Annotated in this window: 20 protein-coding genes and 2 riboswitches; of the genes, 17 read left to right on the forward strand and 3 right to left on the reverse strand. The window is 46.6% G+C overall.

The features are described 5' to 3' along the window. Positions 1-5: 5 nt before the first annotated feature. The gene (locus PP175_RS02555) at positions 6-1,208 is read right to left on the reverse strand and encodes a cytochrome P450 (protein ID WP_272441308.1); all 1,203 of its coding nucleotides are present in this window, start codon (positions 1,206-1,208) and stop codon (positions 6-8) included. A 242-nt stretch (positions 1,209-1,450) separates the two neighbouring features. Here PP175_RS02555 and PP175_RS02560 point away from each other — a divergent pair, with 242 nt between their 5' ends. The 12 genes from PP175_RS02560 (at position 1,451) to PP175_RS02615 (ending at position 12,062) form a co-directional block, all read left to right on the forward strand. After that, positions 1,451-1,768, forward strand: a complete 318-nt coding sequence (locus PP175_RS02560; RefSeq protein WP_272441309.1) for a hypothetical protein — start codon at positions 1,451-1,453, stop codon at positions 1,766-1,768. 103 nt (positions 1,769-1,871) lie between these two features. Continuing rightward, entirely contained in the window at positions 1,872-3,134 is a 1,263-nt protein-coding gene (locus PP175_RS02565; RefSeq protein ID WP_272441310.1) for a glycoside hydrolase family 18 protein, read from the forward strand. 152 nt (positions 3,135-3,286) lie between these two features. Next, entirely contained in the window at positions 3,287-4,177 is an 891-nt protein-coding gene (locus tag PP175_RS02570) for a LysR family transcriptional regulator (RefSeq protein ID WP_272441311.1), read from the forward strand. A gap of 79 nt (positions 4,178-4,256) precedes the next feature. Next, a riboswitch (TPP riboswitch) is annotated at positions 4,257-4,360 on the forward strand. Positions 4,361-4,451: 91 nt separating this feature from the next. Continuing rightward, positions 4,452-5,750: an acetylornithine deacetylase gene (locus tag PP175_RS02575; RefSeq protein ID WP_272441312.1), complete on the forward strand. Its 1,299-nt coding sequence runs from the start codon at positions 4,452-4,454 to the stop codon at positions 5,748-5,750. Then, a complete protein-coding gene (tenA, locus tag PP175_RS02580; protein ID WP_272441313.1) occupies positions 5,747-6,418 on the forward strand; it encodes a thiaminase II in 672 nt (223 codons plus the stop codon). The genes PP175_RS02575 and tenA overlap by 4 nt, the downstream gene beginning before the upstream one ends. Beyond that, positions 6,396-7,178, forward strand: coding sequence for an ABC transporter ATP-binding protein (locus tag PP175_RS02585; RefSeq protein ID WP_272441314.1), 783 nt, complete (start codon positions 6,396-6,398; stop codon positions 7,176-7,178). The genes tenA and PP175_RS02585 overlap by 23 nt, the downstream gene beginning before the upstream one ends. Further along, positions 7,168-7,935, forward strand: coding sequence for an ABC transporter permease (locus PP175_RS02590; RefSeq protein ID WP_272441315.1), 768 nt, complete (start codon positions 7,168-7,170; stop codon positions 7,933-7,935). The genes PP175_RS02585 and PP175_RS02590 overlap by 11 nt, the downstream gene beginning before the upstream one ends. A 38-nt stretch (positions 7,936-7,973) precedes the next feature. Then, complete coding sequence (locus tag PP175_RS02595; protein ID WP_272441316.1) at positions 7,974-8,993, forward strand: ABC transporter substrate-binding protein; 1,020 nt, start codon at positions 7,974-7,976, stop codon at positions 8,991-8,993. A gap of 20 nt (positions 8,994-9,013) precedes the next feature. After that, positions 9,014-9,811 carry a hydroxyethylthiazole kinase gene (thiM, locus tag PP175_RS02600; protein WP_272441317.1) on the forward strand — a complete coding sequence of 266 codons (798 nt, stop codon included), beginning with the start codon at positions 9,014-9,016 and terminating at the stop codon, positions 9,809-9,811. Beyond that, the gene (gene thiD / locus PP175_RS02605; protein WP_272441318.1) at positions 9,801-10,616 is read left to right on the forward strand and encodes a bifunctional hydroxymethylpyrimidine kinase/phosphomethylpyrimidine kinase; all 816 of its coding nucleotides are present in this window, start codon (positions 9,801-9,803) and stop codon (positions 10,614-10,616) included. The genes thiM and thiD overlap by 11 nt, the downstream gene beginning before the upstream one ends. Continuing rightward, on the forward strand, positions 10,613-11,266 hold the full coding sequence (gene thiE / locus PP175_RS02610) for a thiamine phosphate synthase (protein WP_272441319.1): 654 nt from the start codon (positions 10,613-10,615) through the stop codon (positions 11,264-11,266). Before thiD ends, thiE begins: the two co-directional genes overlap by 4 nt. Positions 11,267-11,420: 154 nt before the next feature. Then, positions 11,421-12,062, forward strand: coding sequence for an NADPH-dependent F420 reductase (locus PP175_RS02615; RefSeq protein ID WP_272441320.1), 642 nt, complete (start codon positions 11,421-11,423; stop codon positions 12,060-12,062). 75 nt (positions 12,063-12,137) lie between these two features. On the opposite strand, the gene PP175_RS02620 is transcribed toward PP175_RS02615, so the two are convergent. Beyond that, positions 12,138-12,992: a LysR family transcriptional regulator gene (locus PP175_RS02620; RefSeq protein ID WP_272441321.1), complete on the reverse strand. Its 855-nt coding sequence runs from the start codon at positions 12,990-12,992 to the stop codon at positions 12,138-12,140. Between the two features lie 350 nt (positions 12,993-13,342). Between PP175_RS02620 and PP175_RS02625 the strand changes: the two genes are divergently transcribed. From PP175_RS02625 to PP175_RS02645, 5 genes are all read left to right on the forward strand, one after another. Next, a complete protein-coding gene (locus PP175_RS02625; RefSeq protein WP_272441322.1) occupies positions 13,343-14,662 on the forward strand; it encodes an Nramp family divalent metal transporter in 1,320 nt (439 codons plus the stop codon). A 74-nt stretch (positions 14,663-14,736) separates the two neighbouring features. Beyond that, the gene (locus PP175_RS02630) at positions 14,737-15,009 is read left to right on the forward strand and encodes a hypothetical protein (RefSeq protein WP_272441323.1); all 273 of its coding nucleotides are present in this window, start codon (positions 14,737-14,739) and stop codon (positions 15,007-15,009) included. A 165-nt stretch (positions 15,010-15,174) separates the two neighbouring features. Further along, positions 15,175-15,305: riboswitch (cyclic di-AMP (ydaO/yuaA leader) on the forward strand. A gap of 7 nt (positions 15,306-15,312) precedes the next feature. Then, complete coding sequence (locus PP175_RS02635; RefSeq protein ID WP_272441324.1) at positions 15,313-15,840, forward strand: C40 family peptidase; 528 nt, start codon at positions 15,313-15,315, stop codon at positions 15,838-15,840. Positions 15,841-16,024: 184 nt separating this feature from the next. Then, complete coding sequence (locus PP175_RS02640; RefSeq protein ID WP_272441325.1) at positions 16,025-16,240, forward strand: hypothetical protein; 216 nt, start codon at positions 16,025-16,027, stop codon at positions 16,238-16,240. 116 nt (positions 16,241-16,356) lie between these two features. Then, a complete protein-coding gene (locus PP175_RS02645; protein WP_272441326.1) occupies positions 16,357-16,506 on the forward strand; it encodes a hypothetical protein in 150 nt (49 codons plus the stop codon). A 63-nt stretch (positions 16,507-16,569) separates the two neighbouring features. On the opposite strand, the gene PP175_RS02650 is transcribed toward PP175_RS02645, so the two are convergent. Continuing rightward, a complete protein-coding gene (locus tag PP175_RS02650; protein WP_272441327.1) occupies positions 16,570-16,908 on the reverse strand; it encodes a DUF952 domain-containing protein in 339 nt (112 codons plus the stop codon). Positions 16,909-16,991 lie beyond the last annotated feature (83 nt).

Consider the following 16,991-nt stretch of genomic DNA (forward strand, 5'->3'; position numbering starts at 1 on the left):
ATTTTTTACTTAAACCTTATGGGAAACTGTTTGACTCCGTAAACAAAGGGGCTTTGGATGTACGCCAGATCTGTCCCTTCGATAAATTGTATTTCCTTCATGCGCTGCACAATGGTTCGGATGGCAATCTGGCCTTCAAGGCGGGCCAGTGGCGCCCCAAGGCAGAAATGAATGCCAAAACCAAATGCAAGGTGGGCATTCGGTTTGCGATCCACAATAAACGTTTCAGGGTCTGGAAACTTATCTTCGTCACGATTGGCGGATGCAACCCAGGTGACAACCTGATCACCCGCTTTGATCTGCTTGCCGCCGATCTCCACGTCGGCTGTGGCAACCCGGCCTATCGCTTGCACCGGCGGGTAGAATCGCAGCACTTCCTCTATAAAACTCGTAATAAGGTCAGGGTCCTGCCGTAGCTGCCTTTGCAGATCCTGATCTTCTGTAAGGCGTCGAACTGCGTTGGTGATGAGATTGGTGGTTGTTTCGTTTCCGGCGGCCAGCAGCAGAATAGCGAAGCCAAGGATTTCTTCGTGGCCCAGTTTTTGGCCTTCTACTTCAGCGGATAGAAGGATGGAAATTAAGTCTTCCTGTGGTTGTTCGCGGCGCTGACCGATAATTTTAGAGAAATAATCAGCCAGTTCATCAGAGGCCTTCTCTTTCTCAGCCAGTACCTCGTTGAATCCCTCATCTGTGTTGTCCTCAGGACCTTTAACGAGAATGTCCGACCATTCTTTAAACAATTTCCGATCTTCTCGCGGTACGCCAAGCAGTTCAGCTATCACGATAACCGGTAGCGGAACAGCGAAATCATGCACCATGTCCATTTTCCCGCTGGCCTGTACCGCGTCAAGCAGGTCATTTGCAATAGATGTAATGTGCGGGGTTAAATCCGAAACAACTTTGGGTGTGAAGGCCTTGTTCACGATTGCTCTCAATTGGTTATGGCGTGGAGGATCCATGGTCAGGATCGTTTCTCTATTGCGAACATCAAGGCTGCGCCGCGAAGAAAACGTAGCGGGATCTTTTAAGATACGATGCACATCGTCATAACGAAAGACGTCCCAGGAGCTTCGGTTTTCATCAAAGCGAACAGGAGTCTGCTGCCGCAGACGATTGTAGACGGGAAAAGGATTAAGCCGCTTTTCCCCCGTATCCAGCTCTGCCATGGGAATAATGTTAGCATACCGCTCGGTTTTATTGGTCTCCATGGTTGTTTACCTCCTAGATGCTGTGGTCGATCCTCCTTGATAGCCACTGTTAGTATTACCACTATAAGATGGAAGCCATGCATAATTTAACAAATTGTAATTGCGAAAGTGACGCTTTCAATAAGTTTCGTGTAAGATAATACAAAGGGTTTGTCTCTCTTTATGCAACCAGTGAGGCGAGGAAATCGTCCCCTATGTCTTCATTACATGAATCTAATTGTTTCCATGAGGAGTATTATGAAATGAATGTTTTGCTGCAAAATAAGTGGGCTATCCTGGCCGCCTTTGAGGTGCTGGCCTGGTCTTCCACATTTTTTATGTTTTATGCCAGATACGCAATACAGTCTGCTTTCTGGTTTAAAGTGAGCGTTATATTGTTAGCCATTACAGGGGTCATTCCACAGGTGATTATGGGGATTGTTAACTTTATTGGTACAAGACAACTTGATGTATTTACGCTAGTGATTGTGCTGTTGATTTTGTATGGGGCTACCTTAGGGAAAAAGCATGTTAAAAAGTTGGACAGCTGGGCCCAAACAAAGTTTGGAAAAAAAGCATAACATCAAATCTAACTAATCTTTGATCGCTGCTTCAAAAACATCAGCTTTTCTCTTATCACATAGGCGACCGGCCACATACTGTATAGAAAAAAGGAGGATCAGGATGTTCATCTATACAGTAAAACCCGGGGATTCTTTATTTTCCATAAGCGCAAAATACGGTACTACGGTAGATTCACTTCGAGCTGTTAATGGTCTGCTTACTGGGGAGGTGGTTCCAGGGCTGGCTTTAGTAATCAATCTATCGGTATACACGGTGCAGCCTGGCGATAGTCTATACAGCATTTCCCAAATGACTTTCGTGCCTGTTAATGTTTTAATTGCCGCTAACCCTACGCTGAATGTAAACAGCTTACAGCCGGGCATGAAGGTGGTTATCCCGCGGTACCCCGATTATAAAGTTACGACGCTGGGCTTTACGGTTCTGCAAACTCCAGAGCTTGACCGGGCGCTTATTAGAGATTTCGCCCCTTATTCTACGTATATCGGGATATTTGAATATCATATTGGTTATGATGGATCCCTCAGTGAATTAAATGATCAGCCAGCGATTGATACGGCCAAAGGCGTCCGCGTCGCCCCTCTAGCTACCATTACCAATTTAACAGCAACCGGCTTTGATCGTGATGTGGTCACGACTGTACTTCGTTCCCCCGGACTCAGGCAGACTCTTATTGATAATATTTTTAATATCGTAACATCCAAAGGGTATGCTGGGGTATGTATTGATTTCGAGCAGGTAGCCCCATATGATCGCGATTACTATTCAGATTTTCTGCGGCAGCTTCGTGATCGTTTCAGACCTGCGGGGCTCGTTTTAACCGTAGCAGTTCCTGCGAAGACCGGGGAAGATGTGCCGTGGCTGCAGGGGTATGATTTTGGTGCCATTGGGTCCGTTGTGGACCTGATGTTTTTGATGGCATACGATTTTCATGAGCAGAGTAGTGAACCTGGCCCGGTAGCGCCCATCAATGATGTGAGGCAGACTGTACAATTTGCCTTAAATAATGTGAGCAGAGACAAACTCTTGCTTGGGGTTCCGCTCTATGGCTATGACTGGCCTATTCCATATAGCCCTGATAACCCAGGAAGAGCGATAGCTGTGCAGGATATTGTAAATCTTGCTATCAGATATGGCGTTCCTATCCAGTACTCCCAGGAATATCAGTCACCTTATTTTCAGTATGTTGATGAATCGGGCCAAAACCATATTGTCTGGTTCGAAGACCCAAGAAGTATGGGTATAAAAATGCAGCTTGTCTACCAATACAGGCTCAGGGGGTTAGGAGCGTGGCAGTTAAATCTTAGCCTGCCGCAGGGTCCTTATCTGCTTGTCCAGTTTTTTACGATAAGAAAAGTTCTGTAAGAAGATTGCTGTGTGCATGAAGCAAAAAGGAATTGTGTGCTGAAGCCAGTGTACAATTCCTTTTTATGAATCAAGGAGAGAAAATGTTTATTTTGATTCCACGTATTAGCGGGTTTGCCTTTAGAAAATATATGTAAAGGAGGGGAAGTTGGATGGATCAACAGCTTTTGGTCTATATAACGGTAGTGGAGAAGGGCAACTTCACACGGGCGGCAGAAGAATTGCATATGACACAGCCTGCGGTCAGCCAGTACATTCAAGCGCTGGAACGAATGATAGGAACCAAGTTGCTCGATCGCAGCAATAAATATGTAGGGGTAAATAAGGCAGGCGAAATTGTTTATCATCACGCGAAACAAATATTGGGGCTTTACACGCGCATGCATTTTTTAGTTGATGATATGTTACAGACAGCTGGCGGCCCATTGTCGATCGGGGCAAGCTATACATATGGCGAATACATCTTGCCGTATATCATTGCGAACATGCGCGGGGAGTATCCGCTGATTAAGCCTACAGTGAAGATTGGCAATACAAAAGAAATAGCAGAGCTCGTTCTAAATCATCATCTGGATGTTGGCATTGTGGAAGCGGAATTGCAACATGACAGGCTGCATATCGAACCCTTTGCAGATGATCAAATGTTTGTGCTGGCTTCCGCGAACCACCCGTTGCTGAATGAACATCAGATAGAGGTTACGGACTTAACGAATGAGACGTGGATTGTCCGGGAAGAGGGCTCAGGGACAAGGGAGGCGACAGACAAGATGTTTAGGACGTTTCACATCCAACCAGATAGCCTGATGGAACTTGGCAGTACACAAATTATCAAAGAGTCAGTAGAGGCCGGTATCGGTATTACCTTACTATCATACTGGACGGTTAGAAAAGAAATCGCGATGGGGGTTCTTAAAATGCTGAATGTGTCCGGGCTTCCTGTTTCCCGCAAATTCTCTCTGGTAACGCTGGCAACGCCGTTCCATACGAAAGCATCGGAAGTTTTCCTTGATGCGGTACGGAAAAATACGGGTCCAGCTGTATGAACTGACAACCGCACTGGCTTTACATCTTCTAATTCTGTGCTATAGTTTTAAATAGATTTTGAACACAATAAGCAAACTCGAATCTCACTGGGGGGGCCTCATGGCTGAGATGGAACATTTCGTTCCAGACCCTTTGAACCTGAACTGGATTATACCAGCGGAGGGAAGTAGAGAGAGCGATTCGTGTCATTCTTAATTTCTATGACAGATGACCAGCCCACTCATTTCTCCGGATGTGAGTGGGCTTTATTTGTTTTTTACAGGGAGTGGGCCTATGGATATCCAATCTAACGAGCTGCTTGCAAAGATCGCAAGCAACGTAGAAGCCAGAAAAGACGAACTGATTGCGCTGGTGGCAAAACTCATTGGGTTTCCTAGCGTGAGCCCGCCTGCGCGCAATACAAATGAGATCCAGAAATTTATTGAAGAGTTTCTGGGTGATCTGGGTTTTAAGACAGATAAGTGGGATGTGTACCCCGGGGATCCGAATATTGTGGGCGTTCTTCCTGGTAAATCTTCAGAAAACTACAAGAGCCTCATTCTAAACGGGCATGTGGATGTCGCGGAAGTAGGGGATGACAAGGAGTGGACAGCCCCGCCTTTTGCGGCAAATGTAGTGGAGCCCTATCTTTATGGGCGGGGGGCTGCTGATATGAAAGGCGGAATAGCTGCAGCACTTATGGCAGTCAAGATTTTAAAGGAACTAGGTGTCACCCTTCAGGGCGATCTACAATTCCAGTCGGTTATCGGCGAAGAAGCTGGCGAAGCAGGTACACTGTCCTGCACCGAGCGGGGTTATACAGCGGATTTTGCTGTCGTCGTTGATACAAGTGATTTACATATACAGGGGCAGGGCGGCGTCATTACTGGCTGGATTGTTATCCAGAGCAAGGAAACCTTCCACGATGGAATCCGCAGCAAGATGATCCATGCCGGCGGCGGTGTCAAAGGAGCAAGCGCCATCGAGAAAATGACGAAAATCATCGGAGGGCTTCAGGAATTGGAGCGTCACTGGGCGGTCACAAAAAACTATCCGGGCTTTGCACCAGGCAGCAATACGATTAATCCGGCGGTGATTGAAGGCGGAAGGCATGCTGCTTTTATTGCGGACCGCTGTGCGCTATGGGTTACCGTTCATTTCTACCCGAATGAAGACTATGAAGACGTCATTAAAGAAATTGAGGAGCACATTGGTTGTGTTGCGGCAGCTGATCCATGGCTCCGGGAGAACCCGCCTGAATTTATTTGGGGCGGCAGATCCATGATTGTCGACCGTGGCGAGATTTTTCCTTCCTTACAAATTGATCCCGGGCACCCGGGCATCCGTTGTTTAGCTGATTCCTATGAAAAGCTATTAACACAGAAGCCGGAAGTTGGCATGTCGCCGACCGTTACCGATGCTGGATGGTTAGGGCGGGCCGGCATTCCGACAGCCATCTTCGGTCCCGGCAAACTTGAAGATGCCCATGCAGTAGATGAGAAGGTAGAAATCCGTCAGTTGTTGGACTTCACGAAAGTGCTGGCGTTGTTTATTGCCCGATGGTGCAATACGGAGAAGGAGGAGCAAGAATGAAATTTACACAGGTCCTCTATGAACGTGTAAGTGACATTTGGAAACAGACCCATCAGCATCCTTTTGTTACAGGTATGGGAGATGGTACGCTTCCTGTTGAATCGTTTATCCGATACATGAAACAGGATTACGTTTTTTTAATCGATTATGCTAAGCTTTTTGCGTTAGGTTCTATAAAAGCAGGTGAGGTAGAGACGATGGCGGCCTTTTCCAGGCTGCTCCATGAAACGCTCACCGGTGAAATGGATCTGCATCGCCAGTATGCCGCCAGATTTGGCATTACGAGCGAACAGCTGGAACAAACAAAACCAACACCGATAAACCTGGCTTACACGCGCTATATGCTATCTGTAGCGTACAACGGATCGCTGGCAGAACTTGTATCAGCTCTCCTGCCCTGCATGTGGAGTTATTGGGAGATTGGCAAGATGCTGGCTGCAGATTATCCAGATTCCACTAGGCATGCCTTATATGGTGATTGGGTCCGCATGTATGCTTCCGAAGAATTTGGAACGCTTTCGTCCTGGCTGATTGATTTACTAGACAGGCTGGCAGAAGGCAAACCGCAGCGTGAGCTTCAGTTGCTTGAAGAGCACTTTCTGACGACTTCACGCTTTGAATATATGTTTTGGGATATGGTGTACGATGGTAGCGACTGGCCAATTTAATTCACCGATGCTCTCGCTGCAAGGTTTGTCGTATGCTTTTTCGGATGTGGGAAGCGCAAAGCCGATTTTTTCAGATCTATCAATAGATGTGCAGGAAGGTGAGTTTGTATCCGTTATAGGCGCCAGCGGTTCAGGCAAAAGTACGCTTTTTAAGTTAATAGCAGGGCTAATAGAGCCTGATCAGGGTGAAATCTGGCTGGGCGGCGTGCGGGCCGACAGCAGGCTTGGCAAAGTGGGTTATATGCCGCAGAAGGATTTGCTGCTGCCATGGAAAACAGTCATGGATAATGTGCTGCTCCCCTTAGCTCTCACAAAACAAGATAAGCGGGAGAAGACCCAGGAGATACGGGAGTGGTTAGCGCGTTTTGGCCTGGCTGAATACGAGCAAGCCTACCCTCACCAGCTATCGGGGGGCATGAGGCAGCGGGCAGCTTTTTTAAGAACCGTTGTGACCGGCAGGGACCTCTTATTGTTGGATGAGCCGTTTGGCGCTTTGGATGCTTTAACCAAACGCAAAATGCACAGCTGGCTCTTAGAACTGTGGGGAGATTTGCAAAAAACGGTTGTTTTTATTACGCATGATTTGGAGGAAGCCCTTCTGTTAAGTGACCGGATCTACCTGCTCTCTGGTTCCGGTGGTTCAGGTGTACGCGAAAGCAAGGTGAGCCTGCCAAGGCCCAGGAGTTCCGCGTTCATCTATAAACCGGAATTTATTGAGATGAGAAAAGAATTGGAGCGGCTGATTGACGATGAAAGTTAACTGGAAGAAGTGGATGGAAGACTACGGCCTTTTTCTGCTTGCTGTGCTGGTCCTTATTAGCGGGTGGGAATGGGTGGTTCGCAGAGGATCGATTCCACCCTTTATTCTTCCCGCCCCATCCGCTATCTGGCAATCCCTGCTGGATAACAGGGATCTGCTTCTGCAGCAGCATCTGCCTGCTACGCTCAAGGAAGTTGTCATTGGGTTTGCTCTATCGGTTATAGGGGGTGTGCTTCTTGGAGCAGGCATGCATTTCTTCCGGGTATTAGAGAAGATCCTTTATCCATTTATCGTTATTTCACAGACCGTACCGCTCATCGCCATCTCCCCGATTTTTATTATGTGGTTTGGCTACTCGATCTGGAGTAAGATAGCCGTTACAATATTGACCGCTTTTTTCCCGGTCGTCGTGAGTACATATGACGGCCTCAGATCGGGTGGGGAGGAATATCGTGAGCTGCTTCTGACCATGGGCGCAAACCGGTGGGATATTTTCAAGCAGTTACAAATTCCAATGGCTATGCCGGCGTTTCTCTCCGGGCTTAAAATGTCTGTCGTGTATTGCGTAGTGGGCGCAACGATTGGAGAATGGCTTGGAGCAAGCGAAGGGCTGGGGTACTTCAGCCGCCGAATGTCAGGCAACATGCAGGCGGATGCGGTATTTGCGGCTGTGTTTCTGCTTTCGCTATTGGGCATTGTGCTGTTTTTATTCATTGCTGTATTAGAGAAGCTGTTGCTGAAAAAGAATTTTCAATGAGGAAGCACCTTCTACGGTGTAAAAAAGGAGAATGAGAGATGAAAAAAGGAATTATTGCGCTTTTATGTCTATCGCTATTTTTGCTGGGAGGATGCAGTTCCGGAAGTGCTGGAAACCAGGCTTCTCCCGATAAAACTTCTGGTTCGACTCAGCCAAACGGGCTGCAAAAGGTTAGTCTGATGCTAGATTGGTATCCAAACGCTGTGCATTCTTTTCTCTATGCTGCACAGGCTAACGGTTATTTTAAAGAGCAAGGTCTGGATGTAGATATTAAAATGCCGGCGGATACAAATGATCCGTTGAAGCTGGTTGCGGCAGGCCAGATAGACATGGCGCTTAGCTATGAACCGGAAGTATTGGTTGCGCGCGGAGAAAACATTCCGGTCCAATCGTTCGCCGCGGTTGTTCGCCATCCGCTAAACTATCTAATGGTTCCTGCCAATGGCCCAATCAAATCGCCTAAAGACCTTGCGGGAAAAACAGTTGGCTATCCTTCTATTCCGCTGGATGAGGCGATTGTGGATACAATGGTGAAGTCTGCCGGGGGAAATCCCACTCAGGTAAAAATGCAGGATGTAGGGTTCAACCTCATTCCAACGATGGCCACCAATAAAGCCGATGCACTTATTGGCGGATACATTAACCACGAGAAGCTGTTGCTTGACAAACAGGGCCACCCTATGCGCGTATTCAAGCCGACAGACTATGGTGTTCCTGACTATTATGAGCTCGTGCTGGTCGGCAATCAAAAAGAACTAAAAGAAAAACCGGATGTGTTTAAGAAATTTATGACCGCCGTTGCCAAAGGGCAGAAGTATGTACAGGATCATCCGGATAAAGGTTTATCCATTCTTCTGCAGCACGAAGATAAATCTTCCCCGCTGGATAAAGAAGTGGAAACAAAAAGCCTGCAAATTCTCCTGCCGCTTATGGATGCCAAAGGCAAACCGTTTGGCTATCAGGACGCAAACTCCTGGGACAAAGTGGCCAAGTGGTTATACGACAACAAAGTGGTAAAAACGCCTGTCAAAGCTAGTGACGCGTTTGTAAATTTTTAAGCAAAACGGAGGAATAGAGGATGAGAACAATTGATAGAGTTCGCCAGCTGAACCCGCTGGTCCATAATATTACGAATGTGGTCGTCACGAATTTTACGGCTAACGGCCTGCTCGCTTTGGGAGCTTCACCTGTGATGGCTTATGCGCATGAGGAAGTTGCAGATATGGCCAAAATAGCGGGGGCTCTTGTGTTGAATATGGGAACACTGGATGAAAGTGTCGTACAATCGATTATTATCGCAGGCAAATCCGCGAATGAGAATGGTGTGCCGGTTGTTTTTGATCCGGTGGGAGCAGGGGCTACCCCCTACCGCACGGCATCTGCGCTCCGTATTTTAAAGGAAGTTAAGGTTAATGTGCTGCGGGGAAATGCAGCGGAAGTGGCGAATGTCATAGGCGTAGAGTGGAGCATTAAAGGTGTTGACGCCGGAGAAGGAGCGGGGGATGCTATTTCCCTCGCGCAAAAAGCAGCCCGCAAGCTGGGCTGCATCACCGTTATCACCGGAAAGATAGATGTCATCACCGATGGGGAAACGACTTATACCGTGAGCAACGGCCACCCCATTTTAACGAAAGTCACAGGTACCGGCTGCCTGCTGAGTTCCGTAATTGGCGCGTTCGCTGCAGCGGCTGAAGAGCCTTTGTATGCAGCAGCCGAAGCAGTTGCCTACTATGGCGTAGCGGCTGAACTCGCCGCGGAACAAACTGCAGAACAGGGGCCCGGAAGTTTTCAAATTGAATTTCTAAACCAGCTGGCCAAAGTTTCAAGCGACATATTGGAACGGCGAGAAAGGATTGAACAGGAAAGTGAGCGTTAATAAAGCACTTACGATAGCCGGCTCAGACAGTGGCGGCGGAGCCGGAATACAGGCGGATTTAAAAACGTTCCAGGAGCTAGATGTATTTGGAATGTCTGCGCTGACGGCTGTCACCGCTCAAAATACGCTAGGCGTGCAGGGCGTGTACCCGCTGGAGATTGAAGCGGTGGCCCGGCAGATTGACTCCATTGGGGAAGACCTGGGAGCGGATGCTGTAAAAACGGGCATGCTGTTCAGCAGTGAAATCATTAGAACAATTGCGGATAAAATAAAGCAATACGGCTGGCGCAATCTGGTGGTGGACCCGGTAATGGTGGCCAAGGGCGGCGCCCCTTTGCTGCAGCAGGAGGCTGTGAAGGCCGTTATTGAGCACCTGCTTCCTCTGGCGATGGTGATCACCCCCAATATACCAGAAGCGGAAGTCCTTGCGGGGATGGCCATTCAAAACCTGGCAGACCGGGAGGAAGCAGCCAGCGTGATTAAACAGATGGGTGCACAGTATGTGGTAATCAAGGGCGGACATGATGAAGCAAGCGATAATCTGGCTGACTTGCTCTACGATGGCACAGAATTTATTTATTTGGAGAGCAGGCGGATTCCCACCCGGCATACGCATGGCACGGGCTGCACATTCTCGGCAGCTATCGCGGCGGAGCTAGCGAAAGGGAATACGGTGACCGATGCGGTCCAAACGGCAAAAGATTTTATTCAAGCAGCCATTGAAGACAGCCTTGAGATAGGGGCCGGGCACGGGCCCACAAACCACTGGGCATTCCAGCGGAGAAAGCGGGGAGAAACTATTTGACCAGAATAGACAGCGAAACGATTCGGCGTTATCTTAAAGTCTATTTTATCATGGGTAGTATAAACTGCCGCAAGAACCCGCTGGAAGTGCTGCAGGAAGCAATCGATGGGGGCATAACCTTATTTCAGTTTAGGGAAAAAGGAAAGGGTTCGCTGGTTGGAGAGGATAAGCTTCGATTGGCGAAACAGCTTCAAGAGATTTGCCGGAAGAATACCGTGCCATTCATTGTGAATGATGATATTGATTTAGCCATTGAACTTGACGCGGACGGTGTGCATATTGGCCAGGAAGATGAACCTGCGGAAAACGTCCGAAAACGGATTGGAAGCCATAAAATAGTTGGCGTTTCGGCGCATACACTTGAGGAAGCCCAAAAAGCAATCGAGGATGGCGCAGATTACCTGGGATTGGGACCGATCTTTGCCACGCAGACCAAAGAAGATGTGAAAGCGGTACAGGGTACGCGCCTTATTAAGCTGTTGCGCCAAAATGGCATGAATATACCGATTGTCGGCATCGGAGGCATTAATCCAGACAATGCACAGGAAGTAATGACTGCTGGCGCCGACGGCGTATCGGTCATTACCGCCATTTCGCACGCTCCGTCTATTAAGGATGCGGCTGCGCGTTTGGTGATAGAGGTTAGATAGCTGCTTCACACAGATAGGCCGCTGGTTAATATACTGGAGGCCTATCTTTTTTTACGGCGGAAACTTTTTGTTTCAAGCTTGAAACATAGTGGACATTCCGCCGGATCCCTTTGGCTGATAAAGTTAGACCATAAAGCCAAGGAGGGATGTCGAAATGAAGCTAAGTGTAGTAGGTTCAGGCCGTATGGGACAGGGACTTGTTAAAGTGCTGTCTCCTTTTATTAACGGGATTGTGTGGGGTTCCCGATCAGTGGAAAAGGTGAATAGCCTGATTCAGGAACTAAACTGTGAAGGAGTAGTCCCAGCAACCTATCAGGCTGCATTGAATGGCGATGTTATTATTCATTCTCTCTGGTATAAAGATTTGTTGCCATTTATCACGGAAAACAAAGAAAAACTCGCCGGCAAAATATTAGTGGATATTGTAAATCCTTTTACTGATGATTTTTCGGATTTTACGACAGAGTGGGGTACCTCAGCTGCAGAAGAAGTCCAGAAGCTGTTGCCCAATACAAGAGTGGTAGGCGCTTTTAAAAATACCTTTTTTAAAGTTCTTCAAACCCCGATTAATCATGGACTGCAAAGCGATGTGTATGTAACATCAGATGACGAAGAAGCACGCAGGGAAGTGATGGGCTTACTCAAACCTGCCCCTTTTCGAATCCTTGATGGTGGCCTGCTCAAAAACAATCGGACTATTGAACGGATGACCTTATTCGAGAGAGAAGTAGCGCAGCGTTACGGCCACTACCCTTATGTTTCATTCCGGATTTTTGGAAATGAGGAGACGATTTAACTGATATGTGTATTTGAATAGATGAACGTTCCGAATCCAGCCTGGCGGATCCCCAAAAGATCTGCCAAGCTGGATTTATTTTTGTTTAATATTCCTGGTAACCCATTCACCAGTAGAAGCGGTTTTTGTAATTAATGCGATGGAGCGGTGTGCGTCCTTATGTGAAAGAGGGAGTGCCTTTAATGCTGGATGCCCTAAATGCTTGACTGAAATCTTAGGAAGTACGGCAAGACCCGCACCTGCAGCAACATAGCCGGGAATGAAATCGCCGAACTCAACTTCGGTGTCAAACATAGGTATAAGATTGTGAATTTCAAACATATGTTGTAAGTTTTTTCTTATGCTGCAAGCTGCAGGATAGACCACCAGTGGTTGACTTGCGAGTTCATGTATTGACACAGAAGTTTTATCAGAATACACGTGAGTTTTAGGCAAAATAACGTAAAAAGGTTCATGAAACAGATTATAAGCCCAGAATGATTTGTGAGTTGGAACATGTTCCATTACTGCAGCTTCTACTGTTCCGCTTTCAAGTAAATTGAGTAACTCGGAGGATGTATTCCTCACAACTAAACGGACCTCGATTCCCTTATCTTTTAGTGAAATAATGGTTTGCGGTAAATAATAGGCAGCCAAGCTAGGCAACGTCCCCAGTGAAATTGTTTTCTTCTCTTTAAATTTCAGCAACTCTTTCTCAATTCGTTCTAATTCGTGTAACAATGGACGGATACGTGAATACAGTATCCGTCCAGCTTCTGTTACCTCAACACCTGAAGAGGAACGGTTAAATAACGATACATTAAAATGCTCCTCCAGCTTTCTGATTTGTTTGCTAAGTGCGGTATGCGTCATATTTAGCTTATCGCTAGCTTTTGAAATACTTCCACTTTTAACCGTTTCAATAAAACTGAGCAAGTACTCTGTATTCAATTAACTCACCCCGACAGCTTTTTCATAGCGCCTCGCTGGACCCCCAAGATAATTCGCGCGTTCTATTTCGATCACCCGCCATTCGTCAGGTGAAACGTATGAGTTGAATCTATCACACGCAGTGTTATTCTTACAACGTCTCGAATGGAAGAAAAACATCGGGAGGAATAGTCGCCTTTACTTTCCCCTGCTTCCATAAAAAATTAAATGAGAAATTATTGTGACAACAGGGGATATTGGCATATAATAAGGATATAAAGTTTCCCTAAGGAAAAAAACATTCGCATGCACATACTTTGTTCGCCTGCGAAAAACATAGAAAATCCATTAACATAAAAGGAGTGATTTCAATGTTACGAAGTGAGATTTCTAATGCGGAGGCTTCTCTGCATAACTCGATAGCTTCAACAGATAAAACAGTTGAGGCAGCGAGGGCGGCGATTGTCGGCAAGACGAAAGGACTGCGTGCGCTTCTTCCGTTCATTGGTCCTGCCTTTGTTGCTTCTATCGCTTATATTGATCCAGGAAATTTTGCTACAAATATCCAAAGCGGTTCGCAGTTTGGGTATAAGATGCTATGGGTAGTCGTGCTGGCCAACCTGATGGCTCTGCTGCTGCAAAATATGTCCGCAAAGGTTGGGATTGCAACGGGCAAAAACCTGCCTGAACTTTGCCGGGAGCATTTTCCCCGGTGGCTGTCTTTTGTCATGTGGATTTTCTCCGAAATTGCAGCTATGGCCACGGACCTTGCTGAATTTCTTGGGGCCACGCTTGGGTTGAATCTGCTGTTCGGCATCCCGCTCCTCTATGCTGTAGTGCTAACAGGGATCGCCACCTATTTGATACTCATGCTTGACCGATTTGGTTTTCGCCCGCTTGAGAAGTTTATCGCAGCCTTCGCTTTGTTGATCGGCCTTTGTTATATTGTTGAAACGGTTCTTTCAAAGCCTAACTTCTCGCAAATAGCTTATCACAGTGTTGTACCATGGTTAGGCAGCAATGCAAGCCTAATGCTTGCGGTTGGGGTAATAGGTGCCACGGTTATGCCGCATGCTATCTATCTTCATTCCAGCCTGACACAAAGCCGGGTTGTTCCGCGCAATGATGAAGAAAAGATTAAAATTCAGAAGTACAGCACGAGAGAAATCATTATCGCGATGTCTTTCGCAGGTTTTATTAATCTTTCCATGATGTATATGGCGGCTGCGGTGTTTAATACATCCGGGCACAGCCAGGTAGGGGATATTCAAACGGCTTACCAGACGTTAACCCCGCTGCTTGGATCGGCTTCAGCCAGCGTATTCTTAATCTCGCTGCTGGCATCCGGAATCTCAAGCTCTGTTGTCGGAACGATGGCCGGGCAGGTTATTATGCAGGGGTTTGTCGGGTTTACGATTCCTCTCTGGCTTCGACGTCTACTTACGATGTTGCCGACTGTTGTCATTGTGGCTCTAGGAATCGACCCCAATAAGACGCTGGTTATCAGCCAGGTTGTGTTAAGCGCCGTTCTTCCTTTGCCGATTATTGCACTCATTTACTTTACGAAGCGCAAGGATATTATGGGTGTGTTGGCCAATAAGAAACAAACGACCATCCTTGCAGCGGTATCCGGAACCCTTGTATTGTTACTAAATGTATGGCTTGTTTATCAGGCTCTCACCAATGCGTAAATGGACGGAGATTGACCTTCTGTTGTATGGGGAAGATTAAAGGAAACACGACCTGTTGATGGGAGGAACTGCGAATGGATGATAAAAACAAACCTGATCACATTGAAAGTAAACTTGCTGACGATAAAAATGAGCTTGAAGATGATAAGAAAAAACTTGAAATAGAAGTAAGCCAGATGCTCACGCAAGGCGAGATGGAGACAGCAGACCCGGAAAAAGCCGCCGTCGATAATCTTCCGCACCGATACGAAGTTCGCATTCAGGCACAGCAGGACCCGATTGTGGAGGAAACAAAACAATTTCGCAAAATCGCAGAAGAAGTCGATGATCGGTACAATAAATACTAGAAAACGTGCACCTCATCGTATTGAGCGAGCAATTTAACGTTATGATTTAACAGTTTCATACCGAAAATATTCATCCCTGCCAAATAACTGGCAGGGATTTTCCTATATACCCAGTGCTTTACTAATGTTTTGTTGCTTCATTTACGTTACCCTTACATAGACACAAAAAAAGAAGCGCCTAATTCAAAAAAATGAACCGGGGGATCCTATATTTGGGGTGAAATCACCATTAGGTGATCGGGCGTCCTTTCGACCGAACCCGTCAGCTAACCTCGGCGGCGTATTGAAAGGGAGGAACATCTTTTGTTCAAAAGAAGTGCAAAAGCAATAGCTCTAGGTTTATTGTCCGGAGGTCTCTTATTAGGAGGATTGACAGCTCCTCAGGCAGTCCAGGCCTCAACAGTGAAAGTGCACAACGGAAGCGCTGTCAATGTTTCTAACAGCAACCAGCTTGCAGATAGAATTATCCGAACGGGCGAGAGTTTAATGGGACGCGCCCATTATAACCATCATTACAACCCGCCTTATTCCTTGGATTGCTCCCAGTTTACGTATTATATCTTTAAGCAAAATGGAATCGATTTGGGTTCCAGAGCAAACAAGGTACAAGAACACCTGGGCACCTATGTGCCAAAAAGCCAGCTGAAAAAGGGAGACCTTATTTTCTTCAGCACGAACAAGTCGTTAGGCCATTCCACCCATGTAGCGGTTTATATGGGCAACGGCAAGATTCTTCAAATGGCGAACCCATCCTCAAATGTCTGCATCAGCAACCTAAACGGAAGCTGGTATCAGAAAAACTACTGGACAGCTCGCCGCGTGATTAAATAAAGATGTTCCAAACTGTAGGCGGTAGGCCCTTTGCGGGTCTGCCGTCTTTTACTTTAGAAGATATTACATAAGCAGGATTCCAAGTAAGCGATAGAGAAGTTTTTTTAAACAAAAATAACCCCAATACTTGATTCTCGCGCCTTTTTCTGCTTTACTTTAGCTATCATTAAAGGAGGCATTTGCAGTGAGTAACCAGTCTAAAAGCAGTGAAATGGCTTCAAAAGCAGAAGTGAAAATTTTTAATGAAGTCATCTTAAAAGATCCGCGTAGTTTTTACTATGTCACTTATCTTGATCTGGTAAATAACGCAATTAAAGAAGACCCGTCACTTAAAGAAGCAAGTGACATCACCAAAGAGCAATTACAGAAAAAATTAAACCACCATATCGCATTCCGTTAACAACATTAAAAAAGGCAGAACGCATACTCTCTATGCTTCTGCCTTTTTTAATGTTCATTTCTCTATAAAAGGGGAATATATAGAAGACGGACAAAATGCAAAAGGAGGGATATGCGATGGAAAAAGGCAAGGACAACAGCAGGCATCTCATGCAGGATGATGAGTTTGAAGAAATAAATCCAGATGATCTGGAGCCCGGCGTAGAGAATCGAGGCGTGGCAAACAAGAAGGAACCGGAAGAAAAGAACCCGGATGATTTTGAATAAATAGGCGCAAGCCCGGCACCTGCTTCTTGTGAAGCGGTTGCCGGGCTTGTTGTTTCAAGTGGCTTAAAACGCAGGCAGATCCCACACACCGTTTCTTTTGACCATGTGTTTGACTTGAATAATGGCGTCCATGTTAAGCGGACCATAGATATGAGGGTACAGGTTCCCGTCCTTGGCCTGTTCATATTTAACCTCGGACCCAATGCGGTTCTCATCAATTACAAGCAAAACTAAGTTTCCATCATAAGACGGATAGACACGATTCGCTACTTTGACGAGTAAATCGTCGCCCTTTGTGGCATGAATAAATCCTTCCTGTTCGTAATCACGGGGCAGGTACTGGGCTTCTTCTTTATAGTTTTGCCAGTATTCTTCGGGAGCAAGGCAATAAATAATCGACACGAAAAATGCTTCCTTTCTGTTTATACTTTCAACTCGAATAAACCGGGCACAACATGCTTGTCCTGTCCTGATTGGGGGTAATG

The organism is Aneurinibacillus sp. Ricciae_BoGa-3 (genome assembly GCF_028421645.1).
Taxonomy (GTDB): domain Bacteria; phylum Bacillota; class Bacilli; order Aneurinibacillales; family Aneurinibacillaceae; genus Aneurinibacillus_B.

Excerpts from the sequence above, each read along its gene's own strand:
- tenA (WP_272441313.1), top strand. The coding sequence starts at position 5,747 with ATGAAATTTACACAGGTCCTCTATGAACGTGTAAGTGACATTTGGAAA.
- PP175_RS02625 (WP_272441322.1), top strand. The coding sequence starts at position 13,343 with ATGTTACGAAGTGAGATTTCTAATGCGGAGGCTTCTCTGCATAACTCG.
- PP175_RS02630 (WP_272441323.1), top strand. The coding sequence starts at position 14,737 with ATGGATGATAAAAACAAACCTGATCACATTGAAAGTAAACTTGCTGAC.
- PP175_RS02575 (WP_272441312.1), top strand. The coding sequence starts at position 4,452 with ATGGATATCCAATCTAACGAGCTGCTTGCAAAGATCGCAAGCAACGTA.
- PP175_RS02645 (WP_272441326.1), top strand. The coding sequence starts at position 16,357 with ATGGAAAAAGGCAAGGACAACAGCAGGCATCTCATGCAGGATGATGAG.
- PP175_RS02585 (WP_272441314.1), top strand. The coding sequence starts at position 6,396 with ATGGTAGCGACTGGCCAATTTAATTCACCGATGCTCTCGCTGCAAGGT.
- PP175_RS02595 (WP_272441316.1), top strand. The coding sequence starts at position 7,974 with ATGAAAAAAGGAATTATTGCGCTTTTATGTCTATCGCTATTTTTGCTG.
- PP175_RS02560 (WP_272441309.1), top strand. The coding sequence starts at position 1,451 with ATGAATGTTTTGCTGCAAAATAAGTGGGCTATCCTGGCCGCCTTTGAG.
- PP175_RS02565 (WP_272441310.1), top strand. The coding sequence starts at position 1,872 with ATGTTCATCTATACAGTAAAACCCGGGGATTCTTTATTTTCCATAAGC.
- PP175_RS02615 (WP_272441320.1), top strand. The coding sequence starts at position 11,421 with ATGAAGCTAAGTGTAGTAGGTTCAGGCCGTATGGGACAGGGACTTGTT.
- PP175_RS02570 (WP_272441311.1), top strand. The coding sequence starts at position 3,287 with ATGGATCAACAGCTTTTGGTCTATATAACGGTAGTGGAGAAGGGCAAC.
- PP175_RS02555 (WP_272441308.1), bottom strand. The coding sequence starts at position 1,208 with ATGGAGACCAATAAAACCGAGCGGTATGCTAACATTATTCCCATGGCA.
- thiM (WP_272441317.1), top strand. The coding sequence starts at position 9,014 with ATGAGAACAATTGATAGAGTTCGCCAGCTGAACCCGCTGGTCCATAAT.
- PP175_RS02590 (WP_272441315.1), top strand. The coding sequence starts at position 7,168 with ATGAAAGTTAACTGGAAGAAGTGGATGGAAGACTACGGCCTTTTTCTG.